A 17819-nucleotide genomic window follows, 5' to 3' on the forward strand; every position below is an offset into this window, starting at 1 on the left:
GCCGCGGCGCGTCACGAGGCGGCTCGATAGAATCACGCCCGTGACCCGCTGGCTCCGCATCCTTGTCCTGACGATCCTCGTCCCCGCGTACGGCATCGCCGCCGCCGGCGTGACGATGTTCGCCGCGGGGGTCGCGCATGCCCAGCATCTGCTGGTCGACGGGCAGCCCGCGGATCCCTCGGCCACTGCAATCGCCGCGGTGCAGTCAGGCACCGACGACGACCAGGCCGCCGACATCGCCGCCCTGCTCTTCGAGCTCGGCGACACCTCGGACGACATGTCCGACCACTGCAAGCCCGACGCGCGCCCGCTGCGCGTCGCGCCGCCGCAGTCGAGCCCGCTCCCCACGCCCCAGCTGCACGAGCCTCAGCGCTGCCCGCAGCCGCTGCTGCGGCCGCCACGCGCCTGACGCGCCCCGTGTAGCCCGCGCCGAGGCGCCTCGCCGCCTCCACCTCCCCGTTCGTCCCTTTCAGCACGCGCCGCGCCTTCCGTGCTCGCGTGCGTCTGCGCCGCCGTCGCCGCGCCTCGTCAATGAGGTCCGGCAGGCCGGTGCGCCTTCCTCATCCATCATGGAAATCGCCTTACTTTTCTTCCTCATCCTGCTCAACGGCCTGTTCGCCATGTCCGAGATCGGACTGGTGACCGCGCGCCGCGCGCGCCTGCAGAAGCTCATCGACGAGGGCGACAGCGCCGCCGCGGCAGCCGTCAAGCTGGGTGAGGATCCGACCCGCTTCCTGTCGACCATCCAGATCGGCATCACCTCGATCGGCGTGCTCAACGGCATCGTCGGCGAGGCCGCCCTCGCCGGCCCGCTCGCGCTGTGGATCACCTCCCACGGCGTGCCGGCGGAGTACGCCAGCGGCGCCGCGACCGGCCTGGTTGTCGTGCTGATCACCTACTTCTCGATCGTGCTGGGCGAGCTGGTGCCCAAGCGCCTGGGCCAGTCCAATCCCGAGGCCGTCGCGCGCCTGGTCGCGCGCCCGATCGCGGCGCTCGCCGTCGCGACCAAGCCCTTCGTGCGTCTGCTGTCGGGCTCGACGAACGCGCTGCTGCGCCTGCTCGGCGTGAAGCCATCGGCGGCGTTCAACGTCACCGAGGAAGAAATCCACGCCGTGCTCGCCGAAGGCACCAGCGCCGGGGTCATCGAGTCGCACGAGCACGCGATGGTGCGCAACGTCTTCCGCCTGGACGACCGCCAGATCGGCTCGCTGATGGTGTCGCGCCGCGACGTGGTCTGCCTGGACATGAACGATCCGATGGAGACGACGCTCGCGCGCATCGAGGCCTCGGATCACGCGCTGTTCCCGGTGGTGCGCGGCGGACTGCACGACATCGTCGGCGTGGTGAACGCGCGCCAGCTGCTGTCGGAGATGCTGCGCCAGCGCCAGCCGCGTCTGGATGCGCACCTCGCCCCGGCGCTCTATGTGCCGGAGACGTTGACGGGGATGGAGCTGCTCGCCAACTTCCGGCTGTCCGCGGTGCACATGGCCTTCGTCATCGACGAGTACGGCGAGGTGCAGGGCCTGGTCACGCTGCACGACCTGATCGAGGCGATCACCGGCGAGTTCCAGCCGCAGGATCCGGCGTCCGCCTGGGCGGTGAAGCGCGAGGACGGCTCGTGGCTGCTCGACGGTCACATCCCGGTGCCGGAGCTGAAGGACAGCCTGGGCCTCGACGAAGTGCCGGAGGAGGAACGCGGCCGGTATCACACGCTGAGCGGGATGATGATGCTGCTCTCCGGACGACTGCCGCGTGAGGCGGACACGGTGGAGTGGGAAGGCTGGCGCTTCGAGATCGTCGACATGGACGGCAAGACGATCGACAAGGTGCTGGCGTCGCGCGTGGTGGAGGCCGGCGATGTCGTGGCATGACGGCGCGCGGGTGCAGACCGTGCTCGCGTTCGCGGCGCTGCTCGGGTCGTGCTCGGAGGGTTATCCCGGCGAGGACCGGCCGCTGGTCAGTCCCTTCGACATGAGCAACGCGGAGCGCGTCGCCGAGCTCAACGTCGTCGGCCGTGACGCGCCCGGACCGCGCTGGCGCTACGCGCTGGGCGACGGTTGCGCGCTGGAGGTCGAGCAAGGGAGCGAGAAGGACAAGCGGCGCGTGGTGGTGACGCTGAAGCGGTCGATGGACGCGGAGGTGGTCTTCGACAGCGAGGCGAAGACCTATGACGTCGCGCTGATCGACCGGTCAGGCGCAACAGCCCAACCCATCGCGACCTTGCTCAAGACCGACAAGTGGACCTATGCGACGCAGGGGAGTCTGCTGGTCGATCTGTTGGTCAGGGATTGCGCAGCAAACGTCGCTGCACGATAGCCCGCGAAGCCGGGATCCCCGCACGGCCTGGCCGGTGACCGCTACTTCGAATAGCCCATGTCCTTGATGAACACCGCCCGCTGCTTCTCCCCGTTGAACGCGAAGAGCACCCGTTCCTGCTCGCCGTTCTCGCGCTCGACGACCATGGCCCAGCGGTCGAGCCGGTAGCGGCCGACGAAGTCGGATCCGTTGCGCCGCTGCCGCTGCGCGCCGCCGGCACCGGCGCCAACGGCGCTGACCGACGACGTCGTCGTGCTGCCGCCGCGCGAGTAGGTGTTCGTCGCCATCCCCGCCACGCCGTTCGCCGCGGCCATGGCGCCAGTGCCGAAGACCGACTTGCCGGTCTGCTCGAAGCTGCCGTCCGATTCGAAGTGGAAGCGGTTCTGCGAGCTGCCGCCGCCCAGGATCGAGTACCAGGAGTGCGTGAACGTGCCGTCGATCCGCTGCCCCGCCGCGGCTGGCGTCGCGGGCGTGCCGCTGATCGTGCGCCAGTCCTTGTCGTCGTGGTCCTTGATCTGCCAGTCGCCGCCGCTGCGGCGCCACTGGATCACGCGCTCCGGCTTGAAGCGACGCGCCGCCGCCATGTCGAACTCGTCCGGCGGAAGATCGAGGTTGCGATAACCGGTGCCGTCCTTCAGCAGCAGGTGCAGGTTCTCGACCAGGCTCTCGCCGCTGGGCTGGTACCAGGTCCAGAGCATGAAGGCGATGTCGCGCTCCGCGACGCCTTTGCCCGGCGCGACGTGGATCGCGCGATCGGCGGCGGCGCGGCGTTCCAGCGTGGCCGCCCGTTCGGCGGCTTCCCGTTGGCGACGCTCGTCCCCGGCCAGGGCCTTCAACGCAGGCCACAACTCGTTCGACTTCGCCGAGAGCGTCTTCAATCCGCCGCCGTAGCGCTGCAGCAGCGCCTCGTCCTGCGACATCGCGATGCGCATCCATTCGAGCTGGCCGTTGCGCGACGGTCGCATGTAGATCTGCGTCTCGATCGGCGCGGCGTTCACGGTCGCCACGCAGTTCTGGAGCACCACGCCGGCCTGCAGCATCTGCGGCGGCTTGCACGCCGGCTGACCCGCGGCGCCGAGGCCGCGCATCGGCTCCTTGATGCGCGCGAACGCGGCGAGTCCGTCATCGCGCCCGACCTCCAACGGCGGCGCGACCCAGAGCTGCATCACCTTGCCCGGCGGCAGGTCCGCGGGCTGCAGCAGCAGGCCGTCTTCGTGCACGCGCTGCGTCCAGCCGGGCGGAGCGTCGAACGCGAGCGCGGGCGCTAGCGGCGCCGACAGTGCGGCGGCCGCTGCGGCCAGTGCAGCGACGGAGGCCGCATGGCCAAGGATTGATGAACAACGACGGACGACTTCGAGACAACGCATGATCTTCCTGCAGCAACGGGAAGGGCGCAGTGTCCCGGCGATGCGCGCGAATGCGTCCCCCAAGGGCTAGGGAGTGCGTCCGGACCTCGCGGGTCCAGGTCTTGCTCGCCGCAGGCCGACGTCTTGTGGCGCTCAAATGCAAAGCGGGCCCGCAGGCCCGCTCGTTCACCAGGATCCGGAGGGATCGATCCGATCGAGGATCAGATCGAATATCCCAGCAGCATCGCCACGCCGGCTTCCCGGTTCGGACGCTTGAAACCGTCGCGCGTCAGGCGGTTCATCGGGATCGACAGCGCCGCGGTCTGGAACCACTTGTTGTAGAGCTGCTCGATCTCGCCGCTGCCGTACACGCGGCTCAGCGCGCGGTCCACGGCCGCGGCCAGCTTGGCGTCGCCCTTGCGCATCATGATCCCGTAGGGTTCCACCGAGAACGCCATCTGGCCCAGGCTCAGGCTGTCCAGCGCCTTGTCCTTCGACGCCAGGCCCAGCAGCAGCGCATCGTCCTGCGCGAACGCGCGGGCCTTGCCCTCGCGCAGCGCCTTGAACGCATCGGTGTTGTTGGGGAACTGGACCAGCTGCATCTTGGCCTCGCCGGAGGTGTTCAGCTGCGTGAACAGCTTCTCCGAGGTCGTGCCCTTGGTCAGCGCGATCGTCATGCCGTCCAGGTCCTTGATCGTGTCGACCTTGGCGCCGCTCGGGATCATCACGCGCATGCCCGCGACGAAGATCGTGTAGCTGAAGTCGACCTGCTCCTGACGCGCCTTGGTGTTGGTCGTCGAGCCGCATTCCAGGTCGATGTCGCCCTTCTGCAGCTTCGGGATGCGGTCCGCGCCGGACACGACCACGTAGTTGACCTTCAGCTCGGGCAGCTTCAGTTCCTTCTTGATCTCCTCGACGGCCGCCAGGCACAGGTCGACCGAGTAGCCCTGACCCTGCTTCTGCTCATTGACGAAGGAGAACGGCCGCGACGATTCGCGCACGCCCAGCGTGATCGCGCGGGTGTCCTTGATGCGGGCCATCGTGTCGACGGCGGGGCCGGCGGCGGCGGCCGACAGCGACGTCAGCGCAGCGGCGGACAGGACGAAAGCGCCGCTCAGGCGCCGGATCGCGAAGGACATGCTCGAATTCCGGGTCGGTGAAAACCCTGAATTCTAGGGAGACGACGTTCCCAAGTTGTCACCAACGCCCCACGCTCGAGTGTTGCCTCTAGACGGTTTGACCGGAAGGAAGACCGATCCGTGACATCCATCACGGATCGATGTCCGAACTCAGCCCGGCTTGACCGTGGCTGGCACGCCGCCTGCCGCCCGGCCGCGCACAAGCTGGCGCATCAGCAGCGCCGCGACCAACGTCGACGCGATGACGACATAGCCCACGTACGGGAAGTCGTTGACGTGGCCGTCCGGGCCGATGTGCACGATGTGCCCGGCCACCAGCGAGGCCAGTCCACCGGCCAGCTGCTGCAGCGCCGAGTTGATCGCGTTGAACGAGCCGCGCTGCTCCGGCGCAGGCACGCCGGCCAGCGTCACCTGCGCCGGAATCATCCGCGAGAAGATGCCCACGAACATCACCACGTTGACCACGATCAGCACCCACAGCGGCGAGGTGCCGAGGTGCGTGTAGAAGGCCACCGTGGCGATCGTGATGGCGCAGCCCGCGTAGAAGACGGGCATGGCGCCGATGCGGTCGGACAGGCGGCCGATCAGCGGCGAGAACACCAGCGTGCAGATGCCGGTGATCAGGTAGATGATCGGCAGGTGGTCCAGCGGGATGCCGACGTTGTGCACGACGAAGGCGCTGGCGAAGGGCATCAGCATGAAGCCGCCGGTGGTCAGCAGCGCGGTCAGCGCGAAGGCCAGCTGCTGGCGCGGAATGCGCACCGTCTGCAGCAGATGCCGCGCCGCGCTGTGCTGTCCGGTGCCGCCCGCGCCCAGGTGCGCGTTCACTGGCTGCAGCTTGAAGGCGATCACCAGCGCCGCCAGCAGCCCGAACAGGACGATGGCGATGAACGGCGCATGCCAGTCGAAGCGCGACGCCAGGAAGATGGAGAACGGCAGCCCCAGCACCTGGCTGGCCGCGAAACCGCCCTGCAGCAGGCCCATCACCCGGCCGCGCTGCGCCGGCGGGAACAGGTCCGCGGCGATCGCCATCACGATCGAGCCGATGACGCCGCCGAACAGCCCGGTGACGATGCGCGCCGCCAGCAGCGAGGGGAAGCTCGTCGCCAGGCCGCACCACAGCGTGCCCAGCAGGAAGCCGCAGAAGAAGAACAGCAGCAGCCGCTTGCGGTCGAAGCGGTCGGCGAAGCCCGCCGTCAGCAGCCCGGCGATGCCGGCGCTGAAGGCATAGGCGGACACGGCCAGGCCGAACTGGCCGGAGCTCATGCTCAGCGCCGGCATGATCATCACGCCCAGCGGCGACATGATCATGAAGTCCAGCACGACGGAGAACTGCAGCAGCGCCATCAGCCCGGCGGCGAGCTTCTGATAGGGCGTGAAGGCCAGCATCGGGGCGGGCGCGCCGGGCTGGGCGCCGGCCGTGTCCGCGGCGGCCACGCCGGGGGGAGCCCATCGGCTGCGGAGGATTTGTTTTCTGACATGGGGCGCGATTCTGCGCATCCCTCGTATCCGCAGCGTAAAGACATGGCCTCCATCGGGAGATTCCCCGAGGCCACCGGTGCCGCGCCGCAACGTCACCGGAAACAGGGGATGAATCGCGGGGGCGCCAGGTCTAGACTGGCGGCACGACGGCAGGTGGTCCCGCGCATCGATGCACGCAGTGCGCGCGCGGAGGAGGCCGGCGTGGGCCAGGGAGCGAGTTCTTTCGGGGCGGTCGATGCCGAGCCGGGAAGCACTACTCCGCATCATCGATATCCACAGCCAGGTCGCCCAGCTCGGGCTGGACCTCGCGGGCGTGATGTCGCTGTCGGTCCACGGCACGCTGGAGCTCGTCGACGCCGACGGCGCCGCCATCGAACTGGCCGAGGGCGATGACCTCGTCTACCGCGCCGTCGCCGGCGCCGCGGGCCATCAGCTCGGCGTGCGCGTGCGCCGCGACGGCAGCCTCTCCGGCACCTGCCTGCGCCAGGGCATCCCGCTGATCTGCGACGACGTCGACTCCGACAGCCGCGTCGACATCGAGGCCTGCCGGCGCGTCGGGCTGCGCTCGATGGTCGTGCTGCCGCTGACGCACCAGGGCACGCCGGTCGGCGTGCTCAAGGCCTTCTCGTCCCGCGTGCGCAACTTCGGCAACCACGAGGTGGAGGTGCTGTCCCTGATGTCCAAGGTGCTGGGCGCCGCGATGTACTGGGCCACGCGCTACGGTCGCGACGACCTGTTCCACCGCGCCACCCACGACGACATGACCGGGCTGGCCAACCGCTCGCTCTTCATGGACCGGCTGCGCCACGCCACCGCGGAGGTCGAGCGCGGCGACCCGCCGATCGCCATCGTGCTGCTGGACATGGACGGCCTCAAGCACATCAACGACACGCTGGGCCACGCGGCCGGCGACGCGGCGCTGATCGAGTTCAGCCGCCGGCTCGCGAGCACCACGCGCGAAACGGACACGGTCGCCCGGCTGGGCGGCGACGAGTTCGCGATCCTGCTGACCCATGCGGGATCCCCGACGACGCTGGAGGCGACGCTGCTGCGCATCCACGCGGCGATCGAGGGGTCCTTCGCCTACGCCGATCGCGTGCTGCAGCTGCGCGCCAGCATGGGCGCGTCACGCTGTCCGGAGGACTGGCGCGACGCGACGGCGCTGATGGAATGCGCCGACATGCGCATGTACGAGGCCAAGCGTACGCGGCAAGGCAGGGACCGCACGGGTCCGATGCCGCTCGAGCCTTCCTGCTGAGATCCCGACGGATTCCCGCCATGTCGTGCGAGGGTCACACCGGCGGCCGCCACGGCACGCGGCTCGGTCTTCCCATGTCACCTCCGCTGTTGATAATGGCTCGCAACAAAATCAGCCAGGGAGGAACCGATGACCGACATGGTGTTCGCCGACGAGCTGCCGGATCCCGGAGAGGACACCCGGACGCGCACGCTCGATCCGTGGCTGGTGATGATCGTCGACGACGATCCGGCGGTGCATCAGGTGACCCAGCTGGTCATGGCGGATTTCGAGTTCGCGGGGCGGAAGCTGCAGTTCCTCAACGCCTACAACGGCGCCGAAGCGCGCGACCTGCTGCGCGACCGCCAGGACATCGCGCTGATCCTGCTCGACGTGGTGATGGAGTCCGAGCACGCCGGGCTCGACGTGGCGCGTTTCATCCGCGAGGAGCTGCGCAACACCCAGGTGCGCATCGTGCTGCGCACCGGGCAGCCGGGTCAGGCGCCCGAGGAACACGTCATCAAGACCTACGACATCAATGACTACAAGGAGAAGACCGAGCTGACCAAGCGCAAGCTGATCACGGTCTTCTACTCGGCGCTGCGGTCGTACCGCGACATCGTGATCCTGTCGCAGTCGCGCGCGGCGCTGCGGCGCTCGATCGATGCGATCACGCAGATCCACGACTCGAGCAACCTGCGCCACTTCGCGTCGGCGTTGCTGGAACAGGTCGGGCACATGCTCGGCTACCAGGCGCAAGGGCTGTGCGCGAGCCGCATGTACGCCGCCTCGCACGTGGAGGGCCGGCTGCAGGTGCTGGCCGCGACGTCGGAGTACCAGGGGCTGCTCGCCGACGCCCAGGTCTCGGACCTGCCCGCCGACGTGCGCGAGGCGCTGGACCGCGCGCTGGCGACCCGGCAGAGCAGTTTCGAGGACGGGCGCTTCATCGGGTACTACCGGACGCACTCGGGCAACGAGAGCCTGCTGTACATGGTGCTGTCGGATCCGCTCGACGACGACGGGCGGGAGATGCTCGACATCTTCTGCGCCAATGTCGCGATCGCGTACGAGGGGCTGCTGGAGCGGGATCGGCCGCGCTGAAGCGCCCTATCATCGCGGCCGGTTCCCCGGTCCGCGTCCATGCATCAACTCCGCCTTTTCTTCATCGCCCTGCAGTTCTTCACGCGTGTGCCCGTGCCGCGCTGGGTCGGGTTCGAATCCGCCTGGCTCCAGCAGTGCGCGCGCTACTTCCCGCTCGTCGGCGCAGTGGTGGGCGGCGTCTCGGCGCTGGTGCTGTGGGGCGCGTTGCAGCTCTTCCCGGCCACGGTCGCCGTGGGTCTCGCGATGGCCGCCAGCGTCTGGCTGACCGGCGGATTCCATGAGGACGGACTGGCCGACAGCTGCGACGCGCTCGGCGGCTCGGTCTCGCGCGAGAAGGCGCTGACGATCATGAAGGACTCGCGCATCGGCAGCTACGGCGCGCTCGGCCTGATCCTTGTGCTGGGCCTGAAGGCGACGGTGCTGCTGGGACTCGCGGACCTCGATCCGACGCTCGCGATGCTCGCGATCGTGTGGGCGCATGTGGCCTCGCGTGCGGCGCCCGTTTGGCTGCTGCATGCCCTGCCCTACGCCGGCGACGCCGAGCACGCCAAGGCCAAGCCGCTGGCGACACAGATCACCGGCCCCGGCCTGATCATCGCGCTGGCGCTGGTGGTCCTCGCGACGATCGCCGGCGCCTGGATCACGCCGGAAAACGTGCCGGAGATGCTGGCCGCCGTGGTGGTGTCCGCGGGGCTGACCTTCTACATGCAGTCGATGCTGGAGCGTCGGCTGCAAGGCTATACCGGCGACACGCTCGGCGCGACGCAGCAGGTGGTGGAGCTGGGCGCGCTACTGGCGTTCCTGGCGATGGCGCCGCTGTTCCCGGCGGACTGAGCGTCAGCCTGAGCATGAGCATGAGCACGGACGGCAGCGCCGATATCACTGTCTGGCGGCATCCGCGGCCCGAAGGGGCGACGGGATTGTGCGTCGGCGCACGTTGCGACCTGCCGGTGGAACGCCGCCGTGCCAAGCGGCTTGCGCGACGCATCCAGGCCCACGCGCGACGACTCCGGCTGCCGCATGAGGTGTGGACCTCACCGCTGCGGCGTTGTGCCGACGTGGGGCGATGGCTGAAACGCTGGGGATGGCGGCATCGCGTCGATGCGGCGCTCGCGGAGATCGACTTTGGCGTGTGGGATGGCCGGCCCTGGGCGGAGATCCCAAAAGACGAGATCGATGCATGGGTCGCCGACCTCGCTCGCTTTGCACCGGCGGGCGGCGAGTCGCTCACGGCATTGCTGGAGCGCGCCTCGACGTGGTCGAGCGGCGCGCTGGTCGTCAGCCATGGCGGGTGGATGCTGGCGAGGCGGTGGGTGCAGAAGCATCCCGCTGCGCCGCCTCAAGCCGACCAATGGCCGCGACCGCCAGCCTACTCAGAGCGCTGGGAGCTCTGAGTCCCGGCATCAGCCTCAGCTATCGAGACGTCTCTCCAACACAGCCACGAGGCCGGCTGCAAAGATGTCTCGATAGCTGCCAATGCGACCTTCGGCAATGAGTTGGTCGGCGTCCTCGATCTCGGTGCCGTCGATGACTGGCATCACGATCGCGCTGCCACGCTGATCGCGGCGCCATTGCAGCGCCGCGGCAAGGTCGGACTCGCATCCGCAGGCGCGATCCCGGCTCTTCGCCATCACCTGCGTCACTTCATGCCGCAGCGCCGTCACCTCGCAGCCCAAAGGCTTGGACAGCCGGACCTTGTAGTCGTTGTACTTGCTGGGCTGGGCGTTGTGCAGCGGATCGAAAAGCACGATCTGGAAGATCGCTTCTTCGTCGAAGAAGCCGATCAGCCGTCCCTCCGCCTTCGACACCGCGATCTGAATCAGCACGAGTTCATCGCCCGCCGCTCGACATGCCGGGGGCAACCAGTCGAACTGTTCGGGCTTGATTGGCACATTGCGCGCCGCCCAATCAATGTCGTGAATGCGCAGGGTGCCCTCGCGGACCCCGGCATCGTCCATGACATCGAGCACCCGGAGGCCAGAGAGTTCGCCGAGCCGGTAAAGCATCGAGACCATCCAACGTCGGTCAATGTCCGGCGCGTCGAAACCGAAGAATTTGGTCTCCCGGAAAAATTTGAGTCCGAAGGACCATTGGGGATTTGCCGGGCGGGTTGAGACTTCGGCAGCACGAGGTCGTCGGTCCGGCGCGGCGGCATTGCCGGCGTATCGGATTCGATGGCGCTCAGGCGTGCGCTTGCATGCCGTCGGGCTCATGCTCATCCTCCATCTGGCTTCGGAAGAAGTCCCGCATGACCGACTCATCCAATTCCTGCTCGCTGCGCTCGTCCAAGGGGATTCCTCCCCTGGCCTTGAGCCAAGGCAGCTCCTCCCGCGACATGCGCATCAACTGAAAGGTCGGATAGATCGCGTACTCGTCCAGGATCCGATCGACATGATCGCGTTCCATCGGGGAAAGCGCATCGAAGGTGAATCCTTCCCGGATATCTCGGCGCTCCACCATCGCGTACAGCGAGCGATCGAACGCGAAGCGATCAAACAGCGGTTTGCTGATCGGCCCATGAATCCAGGCCTGGAACCGCTCCGGGAACAGCGGTCGTTCGTGCATGACCAGATGCCAGCCCTGCACGTAATAGAGCAGCTTGTGCAGCCGATGCACGCTGGGACGCTCTCCAGCCTCCCAGAGCTTCACGATCAAGTAGTCCGCCACATCATGGATGTCCGCCATCACCACCGTCCTTCCGTTGAAGCGATCCCGGCGCAGCGATCGGCATCGGCACGACGCTCACAAGGGTTCCGGAATCAGAAGGCGGTGATCTTGCGCCGAGGCGGTCGGCGCTTCAATTGCCCATTCAAGTAGGCGAATGCCTCATGCGCTCTGCTGGGTCAGTCGCACGTACTTCTGCATCAGCGTCTCGCGCGATTCGACGTGCTCCGGATTGACCGGAATGCAGGCCACCGGGCACAGCATCGCGCACTGCGGCTCGTCGAAATGCCCGACACACTCGGTGCACTTGCTGGGCTCGATCTGGTAGTACTCCTCGCCCATCGAGATCGCATGGTTGGGGCACTCCGGCTCGCAGACGTCGCAGTTGATGCATTCGTCGGTAATCATCAGCGCCATACTGCGCCCTCCCAGCAACCGACGAATACGGCAAGCGCTCGTAGGCGCTTGCCGCGCTCGGCGGGGCAAGGCATGCCTTGCCTGTTTCCGCCTCTCGTGTCGGTAATCATCAGAGCCATGGCTTACTGCTCCACGCGGTTCTTGGCGATCCGCTCTTCCAGACGCTCGCGGACCAGCGGCGAGACGAACTTGGAGACGTCGCCGCCCAGGGTGGCGATCTCCCGCACGAAGGTCGAGGATACGAACTGGTAATGGTCCGACGGCGGCAGGAAGACCGTCTCGACCTCGGGCATCAGCTGCCGGTTCATGCCGGCCATCTGGAACTCGTATTCGAAGTCCGAGACCGCCCGCAGCCCGCGCACCACGACCTTGCCGCCGTTCGCGATCACGAAGTGGCTCAGCAGGCCCTCGAGCGCGACCACCTCGACATTGGGATAGGGCGCCACCAGCTGGCGCGCCATGTCCAACCGCTCGTCGATGCTGAACATCGTCTTCTTGTGATGTCCCGCCGCGACCGCCAGCACTAGGCGCTCGAACAGCCGGCTGGCACGACGGACCAGATCCTCGTGGCCGAGGGTCATCGGGTCGAAGGTGCCGGGATAGACGGCCGTCAGCAGGATCTGGGAGGTCATGGGCGGAGATTATCCGCCGCGCCGCAGCAGGCGGTAATGCACCGCCCCGGCCCGCCCTTCCTTCCACACGGACAAGCCCAGCGCCGCCGGCGCCTCGATCGCCTCCGGCGACTCCAGGTAGATCAGCCCGTTCTCGGCCAGCAGCGGGGCCGCGGCCGTCAGGGCGTCGACGAACAGCCCCTCCGCGAACGGCGGGTCCAGGAACACGAGGTCGAACGATCCAGCGGCACCCCGACGCATCCAGGCGAGCGCGTCGGCGTTCGCGATCGTCATCGGCACCGTGCCGTCCTTGTCGAGCCGCTTCAGGTTGGCGCGCAGCGCATTCGCGAGCTGCGCGTCGCGTTCCAGCAAGGTCACGCCGGCCGCGCCGCGCGACGCGGCCTCGAAGCCGAGCGCACCGCTGCCGGCGAACGCATCCAGCACGCGCCAGCCGCCCAGGTCCTGGCCCAGCCAGTTGAACAGCGTTTCCCGCACGCGGTCGGGAGTGGGACGCAGACCGGGAACGTATGGCACCGGCAGCTTGGATCGCTTCCAGACACCGCCGACGATGCGGACCTCGCCCGGCCCCGCTTCGCGCGGACGCGGCTTGACCGCGCCCTCGCCGACCGTCACGCGTGGACCGGGACGGCCCGGCCGGCGCAGGCCGTCGATGTCTGGCGCCTGCTCGCGCTCACGACCATCACGGCCATCGCGGCCCTCGCGACCCTTGCCTCGACCACCGGACGTGCTCATTGGCGCACCGGGATGCCCTGCGACGCCATGAGCGCCTTGGCTTCGCCGACGGTGTGATCGCCGTCATGGAAGATGCTCGCGGCCAGCACCGCATCGGCGCCGCCATGGGTGATGCCGTCGGCCAGGTCCTGCAGCGATCCCACGCCGCCCGACGCGATCACCGGCACGCCCACGGCGTCCGACACCGCACGCGTCAGCGCCAGGTCGAAGCCGCTTTTCGTGCCGTCGCGGTCCATGCTGGTCAGCAGGATCTCGCCCGCGCCGAACGCGGCCATGCGGGTCGCCCATTCGACGACGTCCAGGCCCGTGTTCTTGCGGCCGCCATGCGTGTACACGTCCCAGCCTTGCTGGCCGTCGCCGCCCTGACGCCGCTTGGCGTCGATGGCGACCACGATGCACTGCGCGCCGTACTTGTCCGAAGCCGCGCGGATCAGTTCCGGATCCGCCACCGCCGCCGAGTTGAAGCTGACCTTGTCCGCCCCCGCATTCAGCAGCCGCCGCACATCGGCGACCGCGCGCACGCCCCCGCCGACCGTCAGCGGAATGAAGACCTGCGAGGCCACCCGTTCGATGATCGGCAGGATCAGGTCGCGGCCATCGCTGGTCGCCGTGATGTCGAGGAAGGTCAGTTCGTCGGCGCCCTGCTCGTTGTAGCGGGCCGCGATCTCCACCGGATCACCGGCGTCGCGCAGCTCGAGGAAATTGACGCCCTTGACGACGCGACCGCCGGTCACGTCCAGGCACGGGATGATGCGCTTGGCCAGCACCGGTCAGTCCCCGTTCAGCTCGTCGGCGCGACGCTGCGCCGCGGCGAAGTCGAGGTCGCCGGTGTAGATCGCGCGGCCGCAGATCACGCCGCCCACGCCCTCGGACTCGACCGCGCAGAGCGCCTCGATGTCGGCGATGTTGGACAGCCCGCCCGACGCGATCACCGGGATGGACAGCGCCTGCGCCAGCTTCACCGTCGCGTCGATGTTGATGCCGGTGAGCATGCCGTCGCGGCCGATGTCGGTGTAGATCACGCCCTCGATGCCGTAGTCCTCGAACTTCTTCGCCAGGTCGATGACCTCATGACCGGTCAGCTTGCTCCAGCCGTCGGTGGCGACCTTGCCGTCCTTCGCGTCCAGGCCCACGATGATGTGGCCGCCGAAGGCCGATGCCGCATCCTTCAGGAAGCCCGGGTTCTTCACCGCGGCCGTCCCGATGATCACGTACGACAGGCCGTCGTCCAGGTAGCGCTCGATCGTGTCGAGGTCGCGGATGCCGCCGCCCAGCTGCACGGGGATGTCGTCGCCGACCTCGCGCAGGATCGCCTTGATCGCCGCCTCGTTGACCGGCTTGCCCGCGAAGGCGCCGTTCAGGTCCACGAGGTGCAGACGCCGGGCGCCGGCATCGACCCATCGGCGAGCCATTTCGGCGGGATCCTCGCCGAAGGTCGTGGAGTCGTTCATGTCGCCTTGCTTGAGGCGGACGCATTTGCCGTCTTTCAGGTCGATCGCGGGAATCAGCAGCATGGCCGAGGCAGTGGGGGTGAAGGAAGGGGAAGGGTTCGGCGGGACTCGAGAACGGCGCGTGCGGCGCATCCGGCACCGGACGCCAAGCCGCGCGTCATGCGCTCAGGGCGTCCAGTGCAGGAAGTTGCGATACAGGGCGAGCCCGGACGCGGCACTTTTCTCGGGGTGGAATTGAGTGGCAAAAATGTTATCCCGCGCCACCGCACAGGTAAAGCGCGGGCCGTACTCGCTCTCGCCGGCGCTGTCGCGCGGGTCCGACGTCTCGGCGTAGAAGCTGTGGACGAAGTAGAACCAGCTCTCGTCCGGCACTTCGCCCCAGACCGGATGCGCCCGCGTCTGGTGCACGCGGTTCCAGCCCATCTGCGGCACCTTGTAGCGGCTGCCGTCGGGCTGCACCTGACCCTCCAGCCGGAAGCGCTTCACGCGGCCCGGGATCAGCCCCAGCCCCGGCGTGTCCTGCTCCTCGCTGTGATCAAGCAGCATCTGCATGCCAACGCATACGCCCATCAGCGGCTTGCGCGCGGCGGCGTCGAGCACCGCCTCCTTCAGGCCGCTGTCGGCGAGTTCGCGCATGCAGTCGCGCATCGCGCCCTGGCCGGGCAGCACGATGCGCTCGGCGGCGTAGACCTCGTCGGGCTTGGACGTGATGACCACGCGCACGCCCTGGTCCTGCGCCGCCGCCAGCACCGCCTGCGACACCGAACGCAGGTTGCCCATGCCGTAGTCGACGACCGCGACAGTGCGCGGCTGGCTGGCTCCGGGGGTGCTCACAGCGTGCCCTTCGTCGATGGGATGACACCGGCCGAACGCGGATCCAGCGTCATCGCCATCCGCAACGCGCGGCCGAAGGCCTTGAACATCGTCTCGCACTGGTGGTGCGCGTTGTGGCCCTTGAGGTTGTCCACGTGCAGCGACACCAGCGCATGATTGACGAAGCCCTGGAAGAACTCGTAGGTCAGCTGCGTGTCGAAGGCGCCGACGGATCCGGCGGTGAACTTGACCTCCATCGCCAGGCCCGGGCGGCCGGAGAAATCCACGACCACGCGCGACAGCGCCTCGTCCAGCGGCACGTAGCTGTGGCCGTAGCGGGTGATGCCCTTCTTGTCGCCGATCGCCTGCGCGACGGCCATGCCCAGCGTGATACCGACGTCCTCGACGGTGTGGTGGCCGTCGATGTGCAGGTCGCCCTTGGCCTCGATGTCCAGGTCGATCAGCCCGTGGCGGGCGATCTGGTCGAGCATGTGGTCGAAGAAGCCGATGCCGGTGTTCAGCGTCGACTGCCCGGTGCCGTCGAGATTCACGCGCACGCGGATCTGCGTTTCCTTGGTGTCGCGGCGGACTTCGGCGATGCGTTCGGAGCTCATGGGGATTCCAGGGAGATCAGGAAGGATCAAGGAGGGACGGTGGACGTTCAGGTCTGCTTCAAACCGGCTTCGATCGCCGCCAGCATCGCCGCGTTCTCGTCCGGCGTGCCGACCGTCAGGCGCAGGCAGCGCGCCAGCAGCGGATGCATGCCGGAGACGTTCTTGACCAGCACGCCGCGGGCCTTCAGGTCCGCATGCAGGCGGTTGGCGTCGGGGACACGCACGAGGATCATGTTGCCTTCGCTCGGATAGGCATGCACGTCCGCGGTTTTTGCCAGGGCGGCGAGCGCGGTCTGCAGCTTCTCGCGCTCGGCACGCAGCTCGGCGGCCTGTCGCTCATCGACATCGGCGTGGTCCAGCGCGAAGAGCCCCGCTTCCGCATTCAGCACGCTGACGTTGTACGGCGGACGCAGCTTGTCGATGTGGCCGATCAGCTCGGCGTTGCCCATCATGTAGCCGATGCGCACGCCGGCCAGGCCGAACTTGCTCATCGTGCGCATGACCAGCACCTGCGGATGCCGCGCCATCAGCGCCATCGAGTCGCGCGCGGCGAAGGGCTGGTAGGCCTCGTCCATGACGACCAGCCCCGGCGCGGCCTGGGCGATGCGTTCGATGACGGCGTCGTCCCAGAGGTTGGCCGTCGGATTGTTCGGATAGGCCAGGTAGACGATCGCGGGACGATGCTCGGCGATCGCGGCGAGCATCGCGGCCTCGTCAAGCTCGAAATCCGCCGTCAGCGGCACGCCCACGAAGTCCAGGTGCTGGTACCTCGACGACAGCTCGTACATGACGAAGCCCGGCACCGGCGCCAGCACGACGACGCGCTCGCCCGGCTGACAGACGGCCATCGCCAGCAGCGAGATCAATTCATCCGAGCCGTTGCCCAGCATCAGCGCCTGACCCTCCGGCAGCTTGGCGTGCACGGCCAGCGCCTGCGCCAACTCCTGGGTGCGCTCGCCCGGGTACCGGTTGATCGCGACGGCGCCGAGGCGCTCGCCCAGCGCGCGCTGGAGGTCGGGCGGCAGCCGGAAGGGGTTCTCCATCGCGTCCAGCTTGATCAGGCCGGCGGACGGATGCACCTGGTAGGCATGCATCGCGCGGACGTCCTCGCGCAGGACACCGAGGGCTCGATCGAGGGCAGCGTTCATGGGGCAAGCGCCGCGGCGGGCAGCAAGTCGGAAGGGGAAACACCCGCCGGCAGCGCGCGCAGCGGATCGACGATCAGGACGCTGTCGTAGAGCTGCCCGTGCGGCAGCGCCCGGCTCAGCACGATCTCGCAGCCCTGCGCCTTCGCGGCCGCGACGATCAACGCGTCAGCGTACGGCAGTGAGAAGCGGCTCTCGATCGACCAGGCCGATTCGACGGTCGCGTGGTCGGTCGACCACGGCGCCCAGCGTTGGTAGCGGCGGACCTCGGCCCGCGCATCGCCGTTCGGCATCGCGGGCGAGATGCGCGTCGTCACCGAACGGTAGAAGTCATTGAGCACCTGGCTCGACGTCCGGCCCAGGCGCTGCTGCCACAGGCAGCGCAGCCAGGCCATCGCCTGCGCGCGGCAGGCAGGATCGGCGCCATCCTCGCTGAGGATCAGCACGGAGGTGTCGACGAAGACCGGCGCGGTCAGTTCGACGGGGGCGCTCACAGCAACTCCCGTCCCGGGTAGGGCTGACCGTCGGAAGACCAGGTGCGCTCGCGGTGCAGCCAGTCCTGCAGGGCGCGCTCATAGGCGTCGTCGTGGCGCATCTTCTCGGCCAGCAGCTCGCCGACCAGCCGCGAGACGCTGGTGTTGCGTCGCGCCGCCTCCAGCCTCGCCCATTCGGCGACGCTGTCTTCCATGGTCACGGTGACGTTCTTCATCAGGGCTTCAGAGTAACACGA

General features: G+C 68.2%; 22 protein-coding genes. 7 read left to right on the plus strand and 15 right to left on the minus strand.

Annotated elements, in window-relative coordinates:
* Positions 1-40 precede the first annotated feature (40 nt).
* From AC1VNM_RS16870 to AC1VNM_RS16880, 3 genes are all read left to right on the plus strand, one after another.
* A complete protein-coding gene (locus AC1VNM_RS16870; RefSeq protein ID WP_377160651.1) occupies positions 41-409 on the plus strand; it encodes a hypothetical protein in 369 nt (122 codons plus the stop codon).
* A gap of 160 nt (positions 410-569) precedes the next feature.
* Positions 570-1871: a hemolysin family protein gene (locus tag AC1VNM_RS16875; RefSeq protein ID WP_483107675.1), complete on the plus strand. Its 1302-nt coding sequence runs from the start codon at positions 570-572 to the stop codon at positions 1869-1871.
* Positions 1858-2316: a hypothetical protein gene (locus tag AC1VNM_RS16880; RefSeq protein WP_483107676.1), complete on the plus strand. Its 459-nt coding sequence runs from the start codon at positions 1858-1860 to the stop codon at positions 2314-2316. Before AC1VNM_RS16875 ends, AC1VNM_RS16880 begins: the two co-directional genes overlap by 14 nt.
* Positions 2317-2357: 41 nt before the next feature.
* On the opposite strand, the gene AC1VNM_RS16885 is transcribed toward AC1VNM_RS16880, so the two are convergent.
* The 3 genes from AC1VNM_RS16885 to AC1VNM_RS16895 form a co-directional block, all read right to left on the minus strand.
* Positions 2358-3536: a hypothetical protein gene (locus AC1VNM_RS16885; protein WP_483107677.1), complete on the minus strand. Its 1179-nt coding sequence runs from the start codon at positions 3534-3536 to the stop codon at positions 2358-2360.
* A 347-nt stretch (positions 3537-3883) separates the two neighbouring features.
* Complete coding sequence (locus AC1VNM_RS16890; protein WP_377160633.1) at positions 3884-4801, minus strand: amino acid ABC transporter substrate-binding protein; 918 nt, start codon at positions 4799-4801, stop codon at positions 3884-3886.
* A gap of 150 nt (positions 4802-4951) precedes the next feature.
* Positions 4952-6238: an MFS transporter gene (locus tag AC1VNM_RS16895; protein ID WP_483107678.1), complete on the minus strand. Its 1287-nt coding sequence runs from the start codon at positions 6236-6238 to the stop codon at positions 4952-4954.
* Positions 6239-6518: 280 nt separating this feature from the next.
* Between AC1VNM_RS16895 and AC1VNM_RS16900 the strand changes: the two genes are divergently transcribed.
* The 4 genes from AC1VNM_RS16900 (at position 6519) to AC1VNM_RS16915 (ending at position 10015) form a co-directional block, all read left to right on the plus strand.
* Positions 6519-7541, plus strand: coding sequence for a diguanylate cyclase domain-containing protein (locus AC1VNM_RS16900; RefSeq protein WP_483107679.1), 1023 nt, complete (start codon positions 6519-6521; stop codon positions 7539-7541).
* Positions 7542-7670: 129 nt separating this feature from the next.
* On the plus strand, positions 7671-8621 hold the full coding sequence (locus tag AC1VNM_RS16905; RefSeq protein WP_377160627.1) for a DUF3369 domain-containing protein: 951 nt from the start codon (positions 7671-7673) through the stop codon (positions 8619-8621).
* Positions 8622-8660: 39 nt separating this feature from the next.
* Positions 8661-9455: an adenosylcobinamide-GDP ribazoletransferase gene (locus AC1VNM_RS16910; protein ID WP_483107680.1), complete on the plus strand. Its 795-nt coding sequence runs from the start codon at positions 8661-8663 to the stop codon at positions 9453-9455.
* A gap of 20 nt (positions 9456-9475) precedes the next feature.
* Positions 9476-10015, plus strand: a complete 540-nt coding sequence (locus tag AC1VNM_RS16915; protein ID WP_483107681.1) for a histidine phosphatase family protein — start codon at positions 9476-9478, stop codon at positions 10013-10015.
* A gap of 15 nt (positions 10016-10030) precedes the next feature.
* Here the strand turns inward: AC1VNM_RS16915 and AC1VNM_RS16920 are convergent, their stop codons facing one another.
* From AC1VNM_RS16920 to AC1VNM_RS16975, 12 genes are all read right to left on the minus strand, one after another.
* Positions 10031-10834, minus strand: coding sequence for a hypothetical protein (locus AC1VNM_RS16920; protein ID WP_483107682.1), 804 nt, complete (start codon positions 10832-10834; stop codon positions 10031-10033).
* Positions 10803-11306 (minus strand): Panacea domain-containing protein, encoded by a 504-nt coding sequence (locus tag AC1VNM_RS16925; protein WP_483107683.1) that lies wholly within the window; start codon positions 11304-11306, stop codon positions 10803-10805. The genes AC1VNM_RS16920 and AC1VNM_RS16925 overlap by 32 nt, the downstream gene beginning before the upstream one ends.
* A gap of 141 nt (positions 11307-11447) precedes the next feature.
* Positions 11448-11702 (minus strand): YfhL family 4Fe-4S dicluster ferredoxin, encoded by a 255-nt coding sequence (locus AC1VNM_RS16930; protein WP_377160617.1) that lies wholly within the window; start codon positions 11700-11702, stop codon positions 11448-11450.
* Between the two features lie 122 nt (positions 11703-11824).
* Positions 11825-12334, minus strand: a complete 510-nt coding sequence (gene coaD / locus AC1VNM_RS16935) for a pantetheine-phosphate adenylyltransferase (RefSeq protein WP_377160615.1) — start codon at positions 12332-12334, stop codon at positions 11825-11827.
* A 9-nt stretch (positions 12335-12343) separates the two neighbouring features.
* On the minus strand, positions 12344-13066 hold the full coding sequence (gene rsmD / locus AC1VNM_RS16940; RefSeq protein WP_483107684.1) for a 16S rRNA (guanine(966)-N(2))-methyltransferase RsmD: 723 nt from the start codon (positions 13064-13066) through the stop codon (positions 12344-12346).
* Positions 13063-13833, minus strand: a complete 771-nt coding sequence (gene hisF, locus AC1VNM_RS16945; RefSeq protein ID WP_483107685.1) for an imidazole glycerol phosphate synthase subunit HisF — start codon at positions 13831-13833, stop codon at positions 13063-13065. The genes rsmD and hisF overlap by 4 nt, the downstream gene beginning before the upstream one ends.
* A gap of 3 nt (positions 13834-13836) precedes the next feature.
* On the minus strand, positions 13837-14580 hold the full coding sequence (gene hisA / locus AC1VNM_RS16950; RefSeq protein WP_377160609.1) for a 1-(5-phosphoribosyl)-5-[(5-phosphoribosylamino)methylideneamino]imidazole-4-carboxamide isomerase: 744 nt from the start codon (positions 14578-14580) through the stop codon (positions 13837-13839).
* A gap of 102 nt (positions 14581-14682) precedes the next feature.
* The gene (hisH, locus tag AC1VNM_RS16955; protein WP_483107686.1) at positions 14683-15351 is read right to left on the minus strand and encodes an imidazole glycerol phosphate synthase subunit HisH; all 669 of its coding nucleotides are present in this window, start codon (positions 15349-15351) and stop codon (positions 14683-14685) included.
* Positions 15348-15944, minus strand: coding sequence for an imidazoleglycerol-phosphate dehydratase HisB (gene hisB, locus AC1VNM_RS16960; RefSeq protein ID WP_377160605.1), 597 nt, complete (start codon positions 15942-15944; stop codon positions 15348-15350). The genes hisH and hisB overlap by 4 nt, the downstream gene beginning before the upstream one ends.
* Positions 15945-15991: 47 nt before the next feature.
* On the minus strand, positions 15992-17092 hold the full coding sequence (hisC, locus tag AC1VNM_RS16965) for a histidinol-phosphate transaminase (protein ID WP_483107687.1): 1101 nt from the start codon (positions 17090-17092) through the stop codon (positions 15992-15994).
* Positions 17089-17583 carry a PIN domain-containing protein gene (locus AC1VNM_RS16970; RefSeq protein WP_431100004.1) on the minus strand — a complete coding sequence of 165 codons (495 nt, stop codon included), beginning with the start codon at positions 17581-17583 and terminating at the stop codon, positions 17089-17091. The genes hisC and AC1VNM_RS16970 overlap by 4 nt, the downstream gene beginning before the upstream one ends.
* Entirely contained in the window at positions 17580-17798 is a 219-nt protein-coding gene (locus AC1VNM_RS16975) for a CopG family transcriptional regulator (protein WP_088408424.1), read from the minus strand. The genes AC1VNM_RS16970 and AC1VNM_RS16975 overlap by 4 nt, the downstream gene beginning before the upstream one ends.
* Positions 17799-17819: the final 21 nt, after the last annotated feature.

Source organism: Mitsuaria sp. MSU3D (assembly GCF_056867975.1).

Excerpts from the sequence above, each read along its gene's own strand:
- AC1VNM_RS16875 (WP_483107675.1), top strand. The coding sequence starts at position 570 with ATGGAAATCGCCTTACTTTTCTTCCTCATCCTGCTCAACGGCCTGTTC.
- AC1VNM_RS16880 (WP_483107676.1), top strand. The coding sequence starts at position 1,858 with ATGTCGTGGCATGACGGCGCGCGGGTGCAGACCGTGCTCGCGTTCGCG.
- AC1VNM_RS16890 (WP_377160633.1), bottom strand. The coding sequence starts at position 4,801 with ATGTCCTTCGCGATCCGGCGCCTGAGCGGCGCTTTCGTCCTGTCCGCC.
- AC1VNM_RS16900 (WP_483107679.1), top strand. The coding sequence starts at position 6,519 with ATGCCGAGCCGGGAAGCACTACTCCGCATCATCGATATCCACAGCCAG.
- AC1VNM_RS16905 (WP_377160627.1), top strand. The coding sequence starts at position 7,671 with ATGACCGACATGGTGTTCGCCGACGAGCTGCCGGATCCCGGAGAGGAC.
- AC1VNM_RS16910 (WP_483107680.1), top strand. The coding sequence starts at position 8,661 with ATGCATCAACTCCGCCTTTTCTTCATCGCCCTGCAGTTCTTCACGCGT.
- AC1VNM_RS16915 (WP_483107681.1), top strand. The coding sequence starts at position 9,476 with ATGAGCACGGACGGCAGCGCCGATATCACTGTCTGGCGGCATCCGCGG.
- AC1VNM_RS16920 (WP_483107682.1), bottom strand. The coding sequence starts at position 10,834 with ATGAGCCCGACGGCATGCAAGCGCACGCCTGAGCGCCATCGAATCCGA.
- AC1VNM_RS16925 (WP_483107683.1), bottom strand. The coding sequence starts at position 11,306 with ATGGCGGACATCCATGATGTGGCGGACTACTTGATCGTGAAGCTCTGG.
- AC1VNM_RS16930 (WP_377160617.1), bottom strand. The coding sequence starts at position 11,702 with ATGGCGCTGATGATTACCGACGAATGCATCAACTGCGACGTCTGCGAG.
- coaD (WP_377160615.1), bottom strand. The coding sequence starts at position 12,334 with ATGACCTCCCAGATCCTGCTGACGGCCGTCTATCCCGGCACCTTCGAC.
- rsmD (WP_483107684.1), bottom strand. The coding sequence starts at position 13,066 with ATGAGCACGTCCGGTGGTCGAGGCAAGGGTCGCGAGGGCCGCGATGGC.
- hisA (WP_377160609.1), bottom strand. The coding sequence starts at position 14,580 with ATGCTGCTGATTCCCGCGATCGACCTGAAAGACGGCAAATGCGTCCGC.
- hisB (WP_377160605.1), bottom strand. The coding sequence starts at position 15,944 with ATGAGCTCCGAACGCATCGCCGAAGTCCGCCGCGACACCAAGGAAACG.
- hisC (WP_483107687.1), bottom strand. The coding sequence starts at position 17,092 with ATGAACGCTGCCCTCGATCGAGCCCTCGGTGTCCTGCGCGAGGACGTC.
- AC1VNM_RS16975 (WP_088408424.1), bottom strand. The coding sequence starts at position 17,798 with ATGAAGAACGTCACCGTGACCATGGAAGACAGCGTCGCCGAATGGGCG.